This is a genomic window from Rossellomorea sp. y25, from assembly GCF_038049935.1.
Classification (GTDB): Bacteria; Bacillota; Bacilli; order Bacillales; family Bacillaceae_B; genus Rossellomorea.
Window position 1 is genome coordinate 1791878 of sequence record NZ_CP145886.1, and the last position, 17863, is coordinate 1809740.

At 40.9% G+C, this 17863-nt stretch carries 13 protein-coding genes; 12 read left to right on the forward strand and 1 reads right to left on the reverse strand.

The annotated features are described in order from the left end of the window. Positions 1–86: 86 nt before the first annotated feature. The 9 genes from AAEM60_RS08975 (at position 87) to AAEM60_RS09015 (ending at position 13513) form a co-directional block, all read left to right on the forward strand. Positions 87–1205, forward strand: a complete 1119-nt coding sequence (locus AAEM60_RS08975) for an N-acetyldiaminopimelate deacetylase (protein ID WP_299740530.1) — start codon at positions 87–89, stop codon at positions 1203–1205. Positions 1206–1430: 225 nt separating this feature from the next. After that, positions 1431–3833 carry a hypothetical protein gene (locus tag AAEM60_RS08980; RefSeq protein ID WP_299740532.1) on the forward strand — a complete coding sequence of 801 codons (2403 nt, stop codon included), beginning with the start codon at positions 1431–1433 and terminating at the stop codon, positions 3831–3833. Beyond that, a complete protein-coding gene (locus AAEM60_RS08985) occupies positions 3830–4765 on the forward strand; it encodes an ABC transporter ATP-binding protein (RefSeq protein ID WP_299740534.1) in 936 nt (311 codons plus the stop codon). The genes AAEM60_RS08980 and AAEM60_RS08985 overlap by 4 nt, the downstream gene beginning before the upstream one ends. Continuing rightward, positions 4762–5607, forward strand: a complete 846-nt coding sequence (locus tag AAEM60_RS08990; RefSeq protein WP_299740536.1) for an ABC transporter permease — start codon at positions 4762–4764, stop codon at positions 5605–5607. The genes AAEM60_RS08985 and AAEM60_RS08990 overlap by 4 nt, the downstream gene beginning before the upstream one ends. An 11-nt stretch (positions 5608–5618) precedes the next feature. Then, complete coding sequence (locus tag AAEM60_RS08995; protein WP_299740538.1) at positions 5619–7112, forward strand: hypothetical protein; 1494 nt, start codon at positions 5619–5621, stop codon at positions 7110–7112. Next, a complete protein-coding gene (locus AAEM60_RS09000) occupies positions 7109–8110 on the forward strand; it encodes an AAA family ATPase (protein ID WP_299740540.1) in 1002 nt (333 codons plus the stop codon). Before AAEM60_RS08995 ends, AAEM60_RS09000 begins: the two co-directional genes overlap by 4 nt. Beyond that, positions 8107–8988 (forward strand): DUF58 domain-containing protein, encoded by an 882-nt coding sequence (locus AAEM60_RS09005; protein WP_341357841.1) that lies wholly within the window; start codon positions 8107–8109, stop codon positions 8986–8988. Before AAEM60_RS09000 ends, AAEM60_RS09005 begins: the two co-directional genes overlap by 4 nt. A gap of 9 nt (positions 8989–8997) precedes the next feature. Beyond that, positions 8998–10758, forward strand: coding sequence for a BatA and WFA domain-containing protein (locus tag AAEM60_RS09010; protein WP_341357984.1), 1761 nt, complete (start codon positions 8998–9000; stop codon positions 10756–10758). Then, complete coding sequence (locus tag AAEM60_RS09015) at positions 10742–13513, forward strand: VWA domain-containing protein (protein WP_341357842.1); 2772 nt, start codon at positions 10742–10744, stop codon at positions 13511–13513. The genes AAEM60_RS09010 and AAEM60_RS09015 overlap by 17 nt, the downstream gene beginning before the upstream one ends. 35 nt (positions 13514–13548) lie before the next feature. On the opposite strand, the gene AAEM60_RS09020 is transcribed toward AAEM60_RS09015, so the two are convergent. Then, on the reverse strand, positions 13549–14415 hold the full coding sequence (locus AAEM60_RS09020) for a mechanosensitive ion channel family protein (protein WP_299740546.1): 867 nt from the start codon (positions 14413–14415) through the stop codon (positions 13549–13551). 357 nt (positions 14416–14772) lie between these two features. Here AAEM60_RS09020 and AAEM60_RS09025 point away from each other — a divergent pair, with 357 nt between their 5' ends. The 3 genes from AAEM60_RS09025 (at position 14773) to AAEM60_RS09035 (ending at position 17861) form a co-directional block, all read left to right on the forward strand. Continuing rightward, positions 14773–15315, forward strand: a complete 543-nt coding sequence (locus AAEM60_RS09025) for a peroxiredoxin (protein ID WP_044337555.1) — start codon at positions 14773–14775, stop codon at positions 15313–15315. A gap of 130 nt (positions 15316–15445) precedes the next feature. Then, positions 15446–15901 (forward strand): TlpA disulfide reductase family protein, encoded by a 456-nt coding sequence (locus AAEM60_RS09030; protein ID WP_299740549.1) that lies wholly within the window; start codon positions 15446–15448, stop codon positions 15899–15901. Between the two features lie 205 nt (positions 15902–16106). Further along, entirely contained in the window at positions 16107–17861 is a 1755-nt protein-coding gene (locus AAEM60_RS09035; protein WP_299740551.1) for an ABC transporter ATP-binding protein, read from the forward strand. Positions 17862–17863: the final 2 nt, after the last annotated feature.

Below are 17863 nucleotides of genomic sequence, written 5' to 3' on the forward strand. Positions count from 1 at the left end.
AGAACGGACGGTCGGCGTCTGTTCTTTTCTTATAAGGTCTCATTTTCGCTAACTACCCATCTATTATTCATGTAAGGAGGATACCCATGTCTACTTTAGACTTTAAGTCGATCAGGAGAGATCTCCATCAAATTCCTGAACTTGGGTTTCAAGAGTTTAAAACACAGCAATACCTATTAAATTATGTTTGTAGCCTGCCTGCTGACCGATTAGAGATTAAGACCTGGAGAACAGGGCTCTTCGTTAAGGTTCATGGCACAAATCCTACAAGAATGATTGGCTACCGCGGGGACATTGATGGCCTGCCGATCACGGAAGAAACAGGATTGGATTTTCCTTCATCACATGAAGGGAGGATGCATGCATGCGGCCATGACTTTCATATGACGATTGAGCTGGGGGTTTTAACCCATTTCGTTAACCACCCTATAGAAGATGATCTTCTGTTCATATTTCAACCCGCAGAGGAGGGACCAGGTGGAGCGAAGCCTATGCTTGAAAGTGAAATCATGAAGGAATGGAGGCCGGATTGTATATTCGCACTTCACATTGCACCGGAATATGAAGTGGGGACGGTGGCTGTTAAAGAGGGGCTGCTTTTTGCCAATACGTCCGAGTTATTTATTGATTTTAAAGGGAAAGGCGGCCATGCTGCCTATCCTCATCATACCAAGGACATGATCGTCGTGGCCTCTTCCTTTGTTACACAAATGCAGTCGATCGTGTCAAGGAATGTCGATCCATTAGACAGTGCGGTCATCACCGTCGGAAAAATGGAAAGTGGGACGGTGCAAAATATCATTGCTGAAACAGCCAGATTGGAAGGTACCATCCGTACCCTTTCAGCCGAGTCGATGGAAAGTGTGAAAAAACGGCTGGAAGCGTTAATCGATGGTATGAAAATCAGTTATGATTGTGATATTCGGGTGGATTATGGCAGCATGTATCGCCAGGTCTATAATGATCCGGAGTGGACAAATCATTTCATTTCTTTTCTCCAAAAAACGAATCGGAACCTCGTAATCTGTAAAGAAGCTATGACGGGTGAAGACTTTGGTTATATGCTTGAGGAAATACCGGGCTTTATGTTTTGGCTTGGCGTGAATTCCCCATTTGGCCTGCATCATTCTAAATTAAACCCTGATGAAGAAGCGATAGACTTTGCCATCTCCCTTCTCTCAGATTATATTGGCGGAATAAAATAATGAGTATGAATCACGGAACGTTATCTACGGATATCGTTCCGTGATTTTTTTGTCAATACAAGAAAAATTAACATAAATTTCTAAAATGGTCTTGCTAAGAGGTTATAATAGTGTAAAATTACACTTAAGGTAGATGGAGAATGAGGAAAAAGATAAAAATAATAGAAACTTTTCCCATGATGATTACGTCTATTTTTGTAGAGAGAAAGAAAGAGGGGAATGCATGTGAAAAGATGGACGAAAGCAATATTTGTGATGACATTAGGGTTCTTGATGTTTCTTTTCATGGAAGATACAACACTCGCACAAGCGCAAATTAGAATTTCAGTGGAAGAAGGAATCGATGGAAAAGTGAAGGAGGGAAGAGGTTTCCCCCTTAAAGTAACCGTAGAAAATACAGGCTCTGATTTCAAGGGAGATCTATTGTTTGACTATGCTCCTTCCTTTCAGACCGGAGGATCAAGAGCGTTATCCATAGATGTGCCAGCAAACTCAAAACGTACATACACATTATCCATTCCAGGATTCAATGATGAAATCAGGCATAATTCCAATCAGGAAACCATTCATTTGTTCCAAGGATCTTGGGAAAAAGGAAAAGAAATAAAATTTAACGGAGATAAACGATTAACTCCTAATTTCATCTATAGCAATTATACGGCCATTGGATTATTGAGTGAAAATCCTGACCGTTTGAAGGGAATTAAAGGGGCTAACATGGGAGGAAATCAGGTAGAGACGTTAACGCTCACAAAGGAAAACATTCCTGAAGAGAAGAGCGGATTTCAAATGCTTGATTATCTTATCATTGACCAATTCAATATTTCAGAACTTAGCCAGGATCAACAAAGTGCGTTAAAAAGCTGGGTTGAGACAGGTGGTGTTTTAATTATTGGAGGGGCACCTCATTTGGAGGATACTCTTGGTTCTGCAGCAGATATGGCTCCTCTTATGTTCGGGGAAGAATCAACACTCTCCGACACTTCAACCTTTAATGTGAAAAAGAATATAGAGGCTTCCTTTAACTCATTAGCAATCTATAAAGGGACTGTTAAACCAGAATCGGATGTTCTGGTTGAGCAAGACGGGATACCATTGGTCGTGAAAAGTTCAGAAGGCTTAGGGGAAGTGTGGCAGACGGCATTCTCACTGGGTGATCCTGTATTAAATGCATGGGAAAGCTATGACGAATGGTTTGCAAATGTCCTTTCTAAAACAGAGCCATACTTTTTACTTGGCCAGTCCAACGGAGATCAAAGTTTCCTGGAGAGGATTTATTATGAAGTAGCTGACAGTAATGAGCTCTTTCCGACTACTAATTTTAAAATAAGTACTCTAGTCATCATTCTCATCATTTATTTGATTGTTCTTGTACCTTTGCTCTATTTCTTATTAAGAAAAGTGGATAAGCGTGAACAAGCATGGTGGATTATTCCTGTCATCTCGGTCCTCGTTTCCTCAGGGATCTTTATCACCGGGGCTAAAGATAGAATCTCGAAGCCTCATTTGAATCAAATGAGTGTCTTAAAAGTCGAGGAAGATAAGAGCGTACACGGAATTTCAGCATTTAGCGCGTTATCAAACTCCGGGGGGGACTATGATTTTATTTCAGATAAGCATCATTTAGATATCACACCTGCAAGAGTCAGGAATAGCCCGGGGGGAGTAAATCAGTATAAGTTTGCAGTTGAAGAGATGACGAAGGATAAACGATCCATTACATTTCGGGATGTAGAATACTGGTCCACGAGGACATTACTCGGTACAAGCGAAAAGGAAGAAGTAGGAAGGTTTATACCGGAATTAGTGTTAGAGGATCAAACCTTATCCGGTACAATTCAAAATGATTTTCCATATGATTTTACAGATGTATATATTTGGTCGGGGTCCAGAATGTATCGTCTGGGGGATATGAAAGCCGGGGATACCCTCGAAGTTGATAAAAAGCTTTCAACGAATTATTTATCTTCTCCTATTGGTGTGACACCGAATATTTCATCGCCATTACCGAATCAGCAAAATATTAAGCAGCAAAAGAAAGAACGGTTGGAAAACTTCGCATCCCAAATGATTTCTGCGGATAATGAAAATAACTCCCCGGTCATTTTTGGATATACAGATGCGGAGATATTCCATATGAAGATTAAGAACAAAGAATCCAAGTCTGAAAATTTCTCATTACTTTATCAACATTTTCCTTCCCTTGGAAATTATAAGGGTGCTATTACACTTAGGAATGAACAGCTTGATTTGGATGTATTGCCTGTTAAGGGACAGGTGATTGAGCATTACTCACATAATGGTGCAGATGAGATGGGACTCGAAGATGGGACATATGAGCTATCCATTCACCTCCCTAATCAAATTGAATTATCTAAGGTTACGCTTCATTCTTTAAATATGACTCTTCATACAGGAGGGGTGCTTCAGTTTTCTCTGGTCGATCCACAAACAGATGAACGGCTGGTGATTTCTGAATCATCCACGAACTCAATCGAAGTAAAAGAAAAATTGAACAAGTATATCAATGACAAAGGGGAAATCGTTTTCGAGTTTGAAAAACGATCTCAAGGGGATCCATTTGTTCGTCTCCCTGATATTGTGTTGAAAGGAGAGGTCCGACCATGATCGAGATTCAAAACTTATCTAAAAGCTATGGGTCGTTCCTGGCCCTTGATGATCTGAACTTATCCATTGAAAAGGGAACCGTATTTGGCTTTGTTGGTCAAAATGGAGCAGGGAAATCTACGACATTTTCCATTTTGGCTACTCTCTTAGCTCCTACTGAAGGAACGGCTACAGTGAACGGATTCAATATAAGTAAAGATCCCAAAATGGTCAGAAGGCAAATCGGCTATATGCCTGACTTCTTTGGCGTGTATGATCAATTAAAAGCTGACGAGTATCTGGACTTTTATGGTGCAAGCTATAAAATTCCTGCAGAGCAAAGAAAGAAACTCATTCCCCAATTGTTGGAACTGGTGAATCTATCTCATAAAAAAGATTCCTATGTTGACCTTTTATCCAGGGGGATGAAACAGCGTCTTTGTTTAGCAAGGTGCCTCATCCACGATCCGGAAGTGCTGATACTCGATGAACCGGCATCAGGGCTTGATCCGAGGGCCAGGATCGAAATGAGGGAAATTCTTAAAGAATTAAAGAAAATGGGGAAAACGATTTTAATTTCCTCTCATATCCTTCCGGAGCTTGCGGAAATGTGTGATGAAATTGGCGTGATTGAAAATGGGAAACTCGTAGCTCATGGTTCTGTTCAGGATATTCAATTTCAACTGCAGGCAGATAAACTGATTGTCGTGAAGGTAAGGGGAATGGTGGAGAGTGCTGTGGCATTCTTTGAAGACGACCCATTTGTTTCAAAGGTTGAAGTGGATGAGGAGAATAGAACGTTTCAATTTCTTTATAAAGGAGAAGAAACGGAGCAAATAGAGCTATTGAAAAAAGCTGTTTTAAACGACATCCAGATTGTGAGTTTCAAAGAGACTGAAACGAATTTAGAAGATGTCTTTATGGAGATCACGAAAGGAGTGACACTTACATGAAACAGTTACTCATCAATCCTATGTTAAATAAAGAATTTAAACTTCGCTTTCGTTCGTTTAAAGCATTTATCGGGATGTTATGCTACTTGATTGCCGTAGGAATTGTCGTGATCGGTTTCATCTATATGCAAACGCGATTTTCAAATACTGGTTATTTTCGTCCCGAAGAAAGCCGTGTGATGTTTATGATTCTCTCATTCTTACAGCTTGTTCTCGTGTTATTCATTACACCCGGGTTAACAGGCGGTGTCATCAGCGGAGAAAGAGAGAAACAAACTTTAAGCATGTTGTTGACGACGGAGCAAAGCTCAATGAGTATAATACTGAGTAAACTGGTCTCGTCCGTTTCTTATTTGTTATTACTCGTCGTCTCAAGTTTGCCTCTATACAGCTTTGTGTTCTTGTTCGGGGGAGTTTCCCCAACGGATTTACTTTTTGTATTCGGATACAGTTTGTTCATCGTTTTTGCATTTGGTTCCGTCGGAGTTTTATATTCAACGATTATCCGAAAGACAATCGTTTCCATGGTCACAACCTATGCAACGGTTCTGTTTCTCGCAGGGGGAACGTTATTCCTCTTCATGCTCTCAATGGCAATCGGGAGCGGCCCTTATCAGAATCAGACCAATCCTGCTCCGTATTTAATCGCCATGTTTAATCCGGGGATTGTCATGATGGGTCATTTTGAACCAATGGCGATTGAAGAAATATACACTCGCAGCGGCATTACGTTTCCATTATGGATTTCATTCCTGATCATTTACACTGTTCTTGGATTGATTTCCCTGTCCCTCAGTATCATGAAGCTACGACCAAGCATGAAGGTGAAGAGTGCTAAATAAAGGGTGAGAAGATGGAACAAACTCAACAATTTCTTCAATTGCTTCGGCAAATAAGAAAAAAGCTCTGGATCAATCAATTATGTTATTACATTCAGCTCCTGCTTGTTTGTGCAGGTGTCTTTGTTCTAGGCATCGTTTTGATGGCAGCGTTAGTTGTAATCCCATATTGGGAAAGAATCCTATGGGTAGGCTGCCACTCCATTTTCATTGGTGTTGCGATATTGTTTTATCGAAGGAGAGCCACCTTGAAGGATAGTGCCTTAACCTATGATGTGTTCGTAGAGGACAATCGTGTAAGTTCCGCTTATAGTAGCCTTCATAGTGGCCATGCTCTTTCTTCATTGGTTGTGCATGATGCATTGAATAAGATGAAAAGGGCTCATCCGGAAGTCTTGAAATATAGAAAGAAGAGAATTAAGCCTTCATTCCTGATAACAAGCGGAACTCTTATGCTTTTATCCTTACTGATTTTCACGCAGTGGAATACCTCTTTTCAGGAAGCGAATCGGATTGAGAAAGAAAAAGAGATCATTGCGGAGTCAAATAAAAGAATAGAAGAAAAGGCGAAAAAGAAAGAGAATGCTTCTATTAAAGAAAAACTGTTGAAAAAAAATGAAGAGCTCGGGAAAGTAAAGGAAGCGGCCAAACGATATGATGAAATAACCAAAAAAGTGAAAGAGCTCGAGTTTCATAAGAAATCAATAGAGAAACAGAATGAAAAGCTGCAGGAAGTGAAGAAAAGGATAGCGGATATTCATCTAGAGAACGTAAACAAAGCGCTTCAAGAAAAAAATAGCGATAAACTCCAGCGAGCTTTTAATCAATTGACAAAAGCACAAAGAGATCAGCTATTAATGGCTTTAAAATCAAAGGATATTGCCTCCTTGGAAGAATTATCAGAAATAATGAAAGAGTCGGATGGCATAGAAGAACAATTAGATCAATTTGCTAAACTTCAAGATGAACTTCAAAATGAAGCCGGTCTCTTAAAGAATGCAATCGGAAAGGGTAATACAACAGGTTCAGAACCATTGGCACAGAATTCCGGTAAAGCGCCGTCTAACCAGGCAAATAGTAAGTCACAGGGGAAAAAGGATCCTTCTTCATCTGCAAATGGAAATCAGCCAGGCACCAGTGCTACAAATTCTCATGGCCAGGGAGGGAATGGCAACGGTGCAGGAAATGGAAACGGTTCCTCCCCTCTAGCAGGAAACGGAGCCGGCAACGGGCAAGGATCCAGAGAGATGCTTTCTGTCCCGGAAAAAATCAAAGGGCATAACCATATTGAACGGGATACAGGCAAATTAGGCGAGGGTCAACAGGGAGAGCGGTTTGAAAGCAATGGGCCGGTACAAAAGGGAACCCTTCGTCCATATGAAGAAGTGTATCAGGATTACTATTCTTTTTACCGGAAGTCGTCGGATCGTTCCACGATCCCTAAAGATTTAGAGAATATCGTGCAATCCTATTTCAGTGAAATAGATCCAGGGGAGTTGGCAGAGTGAATTTAGAGGATAAAGAACAACAATTTAAACATGCATCTTTGAAGATAACAGAAGTGAAGGAAGAGGTTCAGCGCTTTATCGTAGGGCAGGAGGAAATTGTAGAGGGTGTGCTTTGGTCCATCCTTGCGGGAGGTCATACTCTCTTGGAAGGTTTACCCGGGTTAGGGAAAACGATGTTGGTGCGTACCCTTGCGGATGTTATGGACCTTAGCTTTTCACGAATTCAGTTTACCCCGGATCTAATGCCTACAGACATCACTGGAACAATGGTCATGAAACAAAGCAGGGACGATCAACATCCATTTGTTTTCCATCAAGGTCCTTTGTTTCATCACTTAGTGTTAGCGGATGAAATCAACCGTTCGACACCCAAGACGCAAAGTGCCCTTCTTGAGGCAATGGCAGAGAATACGGTCACGGTGGTAGGTGAAACGATGACATTGGATAAGCCCTTCTTTGTCTTGGCCACTCAAAATCCGATTGATCTTGAAGGAACGTACCCTTTACCTGAAGCCCAAGTTGATCGGTTTATGTGTAAAATCTTGGTTTCCTATCCTACTAAAGCAGAGATGAAACAAATTATCCAGCGTACAACAGGAACCGAAGACATCGTTCTTGAGAAAAGGCTGAATCAAGCTGAACTATTAAGCATTCAGGACCTCGTGAAAGAAATTATGGTCACAGATGAAATGATTGACTTTGCCATTGATATTATTGATGCAACACACCCTAAAAGTGAAAGAACAACGGAAAGGATCAAACAATATGTTGAATTTGGGAGTGGACCAAGGGGGCTTCAAAATGTCATTCTTATGGCCAAAGCCAGAGCGTTGACACAAGGAAGGTACCATGTTTCCATTGGAGATCTGAAAAAGGTGGCTCCTCTCGTATTGCGGCACCGTATGATCCTGAATTTTGAAGGAGAAGCAATGAGTGTTGGAACGGATGAGCTCATCCTTGAAATGATCGACTTCGTTCAAAAAGGTGATAGTCGGTGAAAACGCTTTGGCAAAGCCAGTTTCTAGCTCAATTGAAAAGGCACAGGATCACTGGTACACGATTAAAGAGCGGTCACCATAAAGGTTCCCGTCTCGCAACCCATCATGGGAGTTCCCTGGAATTTTCCGATTATCAAATGTATGAACCTGGGGATGATGTAAGGCAAATCGACTGGAATGTGTATGCCAGAACGGAAAAGGTATATATCAAAAGGTATCTGGATGAAAGAGAATTAAAGGTTCATATTTACCTTGATTGCTCGAATTCCATGTTAATAGAAAGTAGAAAGTGGAAGAGAGCGAAAGAATTAGCTGGAGCACTGTCATTTTTAGCTCTTTCAAATGATGATCGTCTAACATTGCATTGCATGGGAGCTCATCACCAAAAGTGCTTTATGAAAAAAGGGGCACGGGACGCAAAAGCGATTCTCCATGACATTCAAGAGCTGTCCCTGGACCGTACAGGGGAAGTTGGGATTTCCTTTTTTGAGCAAGTAGGAAAAGGGGTACGAAAAAAAAGCGCCGTATCCTTTATTCTTTCTGACGGGCTCGAATCGCTCTCATTGATAGAGGAAGCACTCAGAAAACTTTCTATTAGAAGAGAAATGGTTTATTTTATCCAACTTCTCGATGAAGAAGAGCTTACGCCATCCTATCAAGGTGATGTCAAATTATTAGATAGTGAAAAACACCAGGAAACGAATGTATCAATAAGTCCGAGGATGGTGGAGCTCTATCAGGAGCGATTACTTAATCACAACAAAGAGATTGAAGCATTATGCAATCAATGGGGGTTTGGCTATATTCAAACAAGTTGCCTGCCACCATTAAATGAAATATTCTTTAAGGATTTGAAAGAAAATGGATGGATCCGCTGAGGTGATATGATGGGAATAGGGAATCCAATCTTTTTTTTATTTTCTTTTTTTATAGCCGCCGTTATTTTAATGTATTTCTTTCGAAAACAATACAGAGATCAAGTTGTTCCTTCTAATTTACTATGGGAAGAGGTAATGAAGGAATGGCAAGCTTCTCCATGGTTTCATAGATTACAGAAAAATGTCTTACTTCTTTTACAAGTACTGATCCTTCTCTTCCTAATGATCGCCCTGGTAAAGCCTTATACATTTAAAGAAATGGCCAAAAAAGATCATCTCGTCATTTTACTGGACACCTCTGCCTCCATGAATGCAGTGGTGAACAATCGATCTCACTTTGAAGAAGCAAAGGAAGACATTCAATCATTGGTTGAAGGCACTGATGGAAAAGTAACCTTATTGGGGGTGGGGAAATCTTTAACCACCATTGTCTCGGAAGAAACAAACGACCGGGTTGTTCTCAATGGTTTAAAGAATCTACCATTATCTAATGACAACGAAGATATGAAAAAAGCGATTCACCTTGGAGAGGCGTTGGCAATCGGGTCGGAATCAATCATACATATCTTCTCAGACTCAATGAAAAAAGATGATTTTACAGAAGAACTTACAAGTCCTATTCAGGTACATAATCTTTTGACTAATCCTGTAAATGTTTCTCTTACAAGTTTCGGAGTTGAACGGTTAGGATCTTCTTATCAAGGAGTCGCTGTGATCGAAAATCAAAGTGAGGTATCACGAAGGGGTCACCTCACCATTTACGATGAAAAGAATGAGATCTCTTCGGTGGGACTGACATTGGATCCAGGAGGGGAAACCGTTGTTCCATTATCTGACCTTTCCCATAGCCCAATCTATAAGGCGGTAATCGATTTTAATGATGATTACATGGAAGATAACAGCCTTTCAAGTATTCAGGCTGCTGCCAAGCCGGCCATTCATGTCATAGGGGAAATTAACCCTTTCCTATTAAAGGGGTTTCAATCCATCGGAGTCGACGTGAAAACCATTGAAGAGGATCAAATGAAGCCTGGGGATGAAATCATCTTGACAACTAAGGAGAAGTGGCAGCAATTATCTGTTGGCAGCCCTGCCATGATCGTTCCGGAACGATCAAAAGAAGCCACTCCGCTGACACATGGGATTGAAGCGACGAATGAAGATCCCCTATTAAAACATGTTGAACTGGGAAAAGTGTATGTGGATAAAGTGAGTTCCATCCAAATAAAGAATCTCCAATCAGTTGCAACAGGTGATTCCATTCCTCTCATCCAGAAGGGAGAAGTGAATGGTCAGAAGCTTGTCCTGTTAAATTTGCACCTTAATGAATCAGATTTCCCATTACATCCGGGATTTCCGATCTTTCTTTATAATTCTTATCAATTTTTATCAGAGAATCATGGGTTTTTAGGCTATTATCAACCGGGTGAAGAGAGGACATTACCTCTTTCGGGAGATAAATGGGATATATACTCCACTGAAGGTGAGTTTGAAAAAGAATGGACTGGGGAGGGGATGTTCAAGGCACCCGAAGCACCTGGTGTATATCAAGCTATACGAGATGGTGACATGAAATATTTCAGTGTCGTACTTGATGATCGGGAAAAACAATTATCAGGAGGGTCTTCCTTTTCCCTTGAACCCACTAAAGGAATGAAAAACGAGGAATCAAAGAGCATTCCCCAAGCCCTTACTGAGTGGTTTCTAATCTTGGCAATCCTGCTATTATTTATCGAATGGGAGGTGTACAGACGTGGGAATCGAATTTAAAGAAATCCTTTGGTTATGGTTGATGATTCCCCTTGGATTTGTACTCTTCCTATTTGCCAGACAGGGATTGAAGAGGAAGGAAGAAAAGCTCGTCTTCATATTAAGGGGATGTGGGATGGTTCTATTGATCATTGCCCTTGCTGACCCGCTTATTTTGTTGCCGGATAAAGGGCGGTCGGTACTCATTCTAGCTGACCGTTCTGCCTCTGTGTCGGAACAAGAGGATCACATCCTGAATCTGATCAATCAAGCATCCCGAACCAAGGTAGAACATGATGGATACGGAATCGTAGCCTTTGGAGAAAACTCGGAAATTGAACGAACAATTTCACCGGACAGAAATGACATCAATCAGTTTGCAGGAGAGATTAACGAGGGAGAAACGAACCTCGAAGAAGGACTGGAATATGCATCGAATCTCCTTACCCGGGGAGGAAGAATTGTTGCTATCACAGATGGTAAGGAAACGACTGGGACTGGGGAAAATGTCATACCATTATTAAAGGGTAAAGGGATTGAAGTGGATTGGATTCCACTTTCACCGGATACGAAAGATGATGTGGCAGTAACTAATGTTACGTCGCCCTCCATTCAATATGAAGGAGAAGAAACAGTCATAACCGTTAACGCGTACAGCACAACAAAAAAAGAGGTAGAAATGCGCATATCCTTAAATGATCAGTCAATCATTAAGGAAATTGTACAAGTGCAAGAAGGAAACAATGAATATCAGTTCAAGCATGTCGTAGGTGAATCGGGTTTATTGGTGTATAAGGCAGAGGCGTTTACAGAAGGGGGTGGAAGCAAAGAAAATAATACCTTATACAATCTTGCCCGTTCATTAGGGCCAGCCAAAGTACTCCTGGTGGAAAGCCCTTCTGGAGAAAGCCCGTTAACCCCATTACTGAAGTCAGCAGGGTTTAGCGTTGATTCATACAAACCTGAGCAGTTACCGGGAAAGCTGACTTCCTATCTGGAATATCAGACGATTCTTTTTGATAATGTATCTGCGACAAGCATTCCTGAGAAAAAAATGCTCCTTATGGAGAAAAGCGTGCAAGAATTTGGACGAGGATTTATTATGTTTGGCGGAAGCGAAAGTTTTGCTCTTGGAGGATATTTTAAAACACCGATCGAAAAATTACTGCCCGTCAATATGGATGTGAAAGGGAAAAAAGAGCTTCCGTCCCTTGGTCTTGTCATTGTGCTCGACCGCTCAGGGAGTATGAATGGTCAGAAGATTGCCCTTGCAAAAGAAGCTGCTGCAAGAACCGTCTCTTTACTTAGAGATAAGGATACGCTGGGAGTCATTGCATTTGACGATCGACCATGGGAAATCGTCGAGACGAAACCACTTTCCAATCGCAAGAAAGTAGAAGAGCAAATACGTTCCATTTCACCTGGTGGCGGAACAGAAATCTTTTCCTCCTTACAGCAAGCATATAAGAGTTTAGAGGATTTACCTTTAAAAAGAAAACATATCATTCTTTTAACGGATGGACAATCTGCCACGTCAGGCAGTTACCAGTCACTTGTAGAGGATGGTCACGGTAAACAAATTACGTTATCCACCGTCTCAATCGGTGAAGGAGCAGATCGAGGTCTATTAAATGATTTATCACAATGGGGAAAAGGTCGATTTTATGATGTTGTCGATGCCAGTGTGATACCGAGTATCTTAACAAGGGAGACAGTCATTACTACCAGGACCTATATTGAAGACTATCCATTTTATCCAGCGATTTCTTCGTCTAAATGGGAAACGTTATTTACAGAAGGCATTCCGCAAATGAATGCCTATATTGCCACTAGTCCAAAAGGCACTTCTCAAGTTGAGATGAAAAGTGAAAAGAATGATCCTATTTTGGCAACCTGGAGATATGGTCTGGGGAGGACATTTGCATTTACGTCTGATACAACTGGAAAATGGACAGGGGATTTCGTCAGGTGGAAAGGATGGCCGACGTTCGTCAATCAGCTTGTTACACGTTCGTTTCCTGATATTCAATCCAACCCTTACACCATCGATGTGGAAGACGATAGGGGATATACTCAGTTAAAGCTTTCGTCATCTGCGGGAGATGTCTCTCAACTTGAGGTAACGGCACTTGATGAAAGTGGAAAAGAGATTCCTGCAACGACGAGAATTAAGGATCCGGGGGACTATGAAGTCGAATTTGAGAGCAGGTTATCACCTGGACTATATCATATGAATATCTCCAAGGCAGGTGAAGAGAGTGGAAGCTCATACCAAACAGGCTTTTCGGTTCCATATTCGAAAGAATACACCTACAAGGGGGGAACCCGAACACTGGAAGAGATAGTAGAAGCAACGGGAGGGAAGAGATATTCGTCCCCTAAAGAAGTCTTTCGAGAGTTCAACAACCAATCATCCAGAGAGCAATCAATCCGTTCACTCCTTATTAGTATAGGCTTTCTACTATTCTTTAGTGAAATTGCAATAAGAAGGTTTGGATTAGGTCCTATAATGGGAGTCTTTGATAAGCTTAAAAGGAAGATACCCGTTACCGTTCCTAAAGAACGACCAACTTTTGAACAACTTGGCAGCAAAGTGAAACAGAACCGCGAGGGGAATGAGTTGGAGAAACCTACAAGCAGCAAGCAGACTATGCCTAAAGCTTCTGAGGAAAAGGGGCGGATAAACAAATCCAAGGTTAAACAGGATCCTCAAGAAACTAAGGATGATGATCGCCTTCAGCGTCTACTGAATGCCAAAAGGAGAAGAGACAAATAAAAAGAGAAGGCCGGTGCCTTCTCTTTTTACTTTCATTAGCTTTCTTTCTTCTCAATATAAACCTGGTGAGGGTAAGGAATTTCAATTCCATTTTGGTCAAGAGCTTCTTTTAGAGCTTTACGAAGCTTCCGTTCCACTCCCCATTGCTCCATGTTTTTCGTTTTGCATAGCACTCTCAGTACTACATCTGAAGCGCCAAGTGTCTGAACCCCTAACACATTTGGTCCATCTACAATATTGTCATCTTCTTGAGCGATCGTATCACAAACCTGCTGAAGCACCACCATCGCTTTGTCAATGTCATCATCATATGAGATCCCGATATCAACAAGTGCTCTCATATTTCCACGGGAATGATTGCTGACACTCGTAATTTCTCTATTTGGCACATAATGCAGAGTACCATCAAACCCACGAATATGTGTCGTTCGTAAACCAACCTCTTCTACAATCCCTGAGAAATTTCCTGTGGACACGTAATCCCCTACATCTACTTGCTTTTCCAATAGAATAAAGAATCCAGTCACTACATCACTTACTAACCCTTGAGCCCCAAAGCCGACTGCAAGGCCAACAATTCCTGCTCCGGCGAGAATAGCCGTCACCTGGATACCGAAGATTTGTAAAATCGTGACAAAGAAAACAAAAATCAGGATGTATCCGATTATATTTTTTGAAAGACTTTGTAGTGTTTGGGCGCGACCTTCAGAAACATCATTTCTTTTTCTGTACTTATCAAAGACTCTCTCAACCACTTTGTTAGCTGCACCTTTCACGATAATGAAAGCGATCCAAATCGCTATTATCTGTAAGGCGCCTATTCCAATCGTCACCAATAGACCGCCCCAATTAAAATTGGAAAGTCGGTCACTTATAGCACTAAGACCAAGTATGTAATTCAATCCAAAACATCCTTCCTTTTAAATAATGACCATTCTAGTATACACAATTCACCATAGGACATGTCAAAGAGTATATAAAAAAGCATATTGTTTTATTCCCCAGTTGAGAAATGGTAAACTTTATGTAGATGTTTATTCAAGCAGAAAAGTGAGTAAACTTCTATATAATAGGGAAAACCAAGTAAGGGATATTGTCAATAAATTATAATCATTTTAATATTAAATTGATTATAATTTAACATTGACTTAAAAAAACTAATCCTATATAATGAAACTTGTGATTCAGAAAGGACAGGCTTTCACGTCTTCCTTTTCATGTAAAATACTTCATTAAAAACTCATTGGAGGGATTCACTCATGGCAGAACGCATGGTAGGCAAACAGGCTCCACGTTTTGAAATGGACGCTGTATTGCCAAACAAAGAATTCGGTAAAGTGTCACTGGAAGAAAATATGAAAAACGATAAGTGGACAGTATTGTTCTTCTACCCAATGGACTTCACTTTCGTTTGTCCAACTGAAATTACAGCAATGTCAGACCGCTACGATGAGTTCGAAGATTTAGATGCAGAAGTTATCGGTGTCTCTACAGACACTATTCATACCCACTTAGCTTGGATTAACACTGACCGTAAAGAAAATGGTCTTGGTGAGCTAAGATACCCATTAGCTGCAGATACAAACCACAGTGTATCCAGCGAATACGGAGTCCTAATTGAAGATGAAGGTATTGCTCTTCGCGGGCTATACATCATAAACCCAGAAGGGGAACTGCAATATCAAGTAGTATTCCACAACAATATCGGCCGAGACGTTGAAGAAACTTTACGTGTACTTCAAGCACTTCAAACTGGCGGACTTTGCCCGGCAAACTGGAAGCCAGGTCAAAAAACTTTATAATTTTCAAATGAATAAAGGCCTAACCGTTTGTTAGGCCTTTTTCTTATCATGTAAATTTTTCAGGAGTAGTACAAATCTATCCTGTGAACAATAGGAATAAAATCGATACAAATTAAGGGAGGCCATATTAATGAAGCTTCGTGAACCGATGCCGGAATTAAACGGTGCTACAGAATGGTTAAATGGAGAAGTAACAAAGGGAGAGCTGGTAGGAGAAAAGCCGACACTTATTCACTTCTGGTCCATCTCATGTCACCTTTGTAAAGAAGCGATGCCACAAGTAAATGAATTTCGGGATCAATACAGTGATAAACTGAATGTTATGGCTGTCCATATGCCACGCTCCGAGGATGATCTGAACCTGGAAGAAATAAAGAAGGTAGCAGCTGAGCACGATATCACTCAGCCAATCTTCGTAGACAGTGAGCATAAATTGACCGATGCATTCGAAAATCAATATGTGCCGGCTTACTATGTCTTTGATAAAGACGGGAACCTTCGTCACTTCCAAGCGGGCGGAAGCGGAATGAAAATGCTTGAAAAACGCGTCAATCGTGTGCTCGATGAAATGGAAAAAAGCGAATAGGTTCAAACGAAATATGCGGGAATAGATCGGTCAAAAGACCGATCTATTTTTTTGGATTCATTTTTACAATTAATATGAATAATAAGACTAGAAGGATAATTCATAAAAAAGTAAAAAATTCTAAAAAAGGGTAGATAAATATTTCGAAAGCCGATATATTTATTAGTACGTTCTTTTTATATGCAACGTTGAAGGGGGAGAAAATATGGATACTTTTAAAAAATTGAAAGCCTTTTATTGGCCCTATAAAAGGCATTTTATCATTTCAATGATTTTCTTGATTTTTGTTACACTGATCACTGTCGTCTATCCAATGATCTTGCAAATCACGATTGATGATGTGATTCTGCAAGGGAACTATCAGTGGATTCCGTACTTAGCTTTTGGATTTATCGGCATTATGATCGTGAAAGGCGTTGCCACATTTATTCAGCAATACCATGGGGATCTATTCGGTATAACCTCGGTTTATCGAATGAGAAATGAACTGTATGAAAAGCTTCAATTCCTTCCATTCAGTTACTACGATAATGCCAAAACAGGGGATCTGATGTCCCGGTTGACGGCAGATGTAGAAGCTTTTCGTTTCTTTCTATCCTTTGGTTTTTCCGAACTGCTTCGCTTTTTCCTTTTAGTAACGGTAAGCTTTGGTGTTATGTTCTATTATTCACCTCAGTTGACATTCGTTACCCTATTATCGTTACCATTTCTGGCTATAGCCGTATACAAATTTGATAAAGCGGTTCACCCTGCTTTCAGGGGTATCCGTAAATCATTCGGAAAACTGAATACCAATGTTCAAGAAAATATTTCAGGAATCAATACAGTAAAATCATTATCGAGAGAAAATCATCAAATCAACAAATTCAACCAATCAAACGGCGATTACAAAGATAAATACCTTTTCACCTCGGACATTTGGGCAAAGTACTTTCCTTTAATGGAGTTTCTGGGGAATGTAAGTGTGGTGACACTCCTCGCTTACGGTGGTTATCTTGTGATGAATGGCAACCTTCAACCAGGAGAGCTTGTCGCGTTTTACAGTTTAGTGTGGTACATTATCTGGCCGATCATGAATCTTGGATTTACGATTAACCTGTTTTCACAATCGAAAGCATCAGGGGAACGTTTACTCGAAATTCTTGAAGTGGACGAAGAGATAAAAGATCATCAAGATGTTCTCCACGTTGATCGGATGAATGGTGAAGTGGAATTTAAGCATGTGTCACTGAATTATACCGTTCATGATGAAGCAGCCCTCGAGGATATTACCTTTAAGGCTGAACCCGGAAAAGTCATCGGTCTGATCGGAGGTACCGGCTCTGGTAAAACGAGTATCACCCAGCTTATCACTCGTTTCTATGAACCCGAAGAGGGAGAAATCCTCATCGATGGAAGGGATCTGAAAGATTACTCTTTAAAATCACTTCGAAAAAATATCGGTTTCGTCCTTCAGGAATCTTTCTTATTCTCTTCGACCATCAAGGCAAATATATCGTATGGACGACCGGAAGCAACAATGGAAGATATCATGGAAGCAGCAAAACGGGCACAAGCCCATGATTTTATTTCAGAATTGCCCGATGGCTACGACACAAGGCTCGGTGAAAGAGGTTTAGGTCTTTCAGGTGGTCAAAAGCAGCGGATTGCCATAGCCCGTGCGATTTGTACAGACCCATCGATCCTGATCCTCGATGACGCAACAAGCGCCGTAGACATGGAAACTGAATTCAGGATTCAAAAAGCGCTAAAAGAAGTCATGTCGGATCGAACGACCTTTATTATTGCCCATCGGATTTCATCCCTCAAGCATGCAGATGAAATACTCGTACTGGAAAACGGGAAAGTCGTCGAGAGGGGAGTTCATGACTTCCTACTGAAAAATAATGGACCGTATCAACGAATCTATGATATCCAATACAAAGACCAGAAAAAAATATTACAAACTCAGGAAGGGTAGGT

Bases quoted from the DNA above. Each gene is read 5' to 3' on its own strand.
- AAEM60_RS09030 (WP_299740549.1), top strand. From the start codon at position 15,446: ATGAAGCTTCGTGAACCGATGCCGGAATTAAACGGTGCTACAGAATGG.
- AAEM60_RS08975 (WP_299740530.1), top strand. From the start codon at position 87: ATGTCTACTTTAGACTTTAAGTCGATCAGGAGAGATCTCCATCAAATT.
- AAEM60_RS08990 (WP_299740536.1), top strand. From the start codon at position 4,762: ATGAAACAGTTACTCATCAATCCTATGTTAAATAAAGAATTTAAACTT.
- AAEM60_RS09010 (WP_341357984.1), top strand. From the start codon at position 8,998: ATGGGAATAGGGAATCCAATCTTTTTTTTATTTTCTTTTTTTATAGCC.
- AAEM60_RS08995 (WP_299740538.1), top strand. From the start codon at position 5,619: ATGGAACAAACTCAACAATTTCTTCAATTGCTTCGGCAAATAAGAAAA.
- AAEM60_RS09025 (WP_044337555.1), top strand. From the start codon at position 14,773: ATGGCAGAACGCATGGTAGGCAAACAGGCTCCACGTTTTGAAATGGAC.
- AAEM60_RS08985 (WP_299740534.1), top strand. From the start codon at position 3,830: ATGATCGAGATTCAAAACTTATCTAAAAGCTATGGGTCGTTCCTGGCC.
- AAEM60_RS09035 (WP_299740551.1), top strand. From the start codon at position 16,107: ATGGATACTTTTAAAAAATTGAAAGCCTTTTATTGGCCCTATAAAAGG.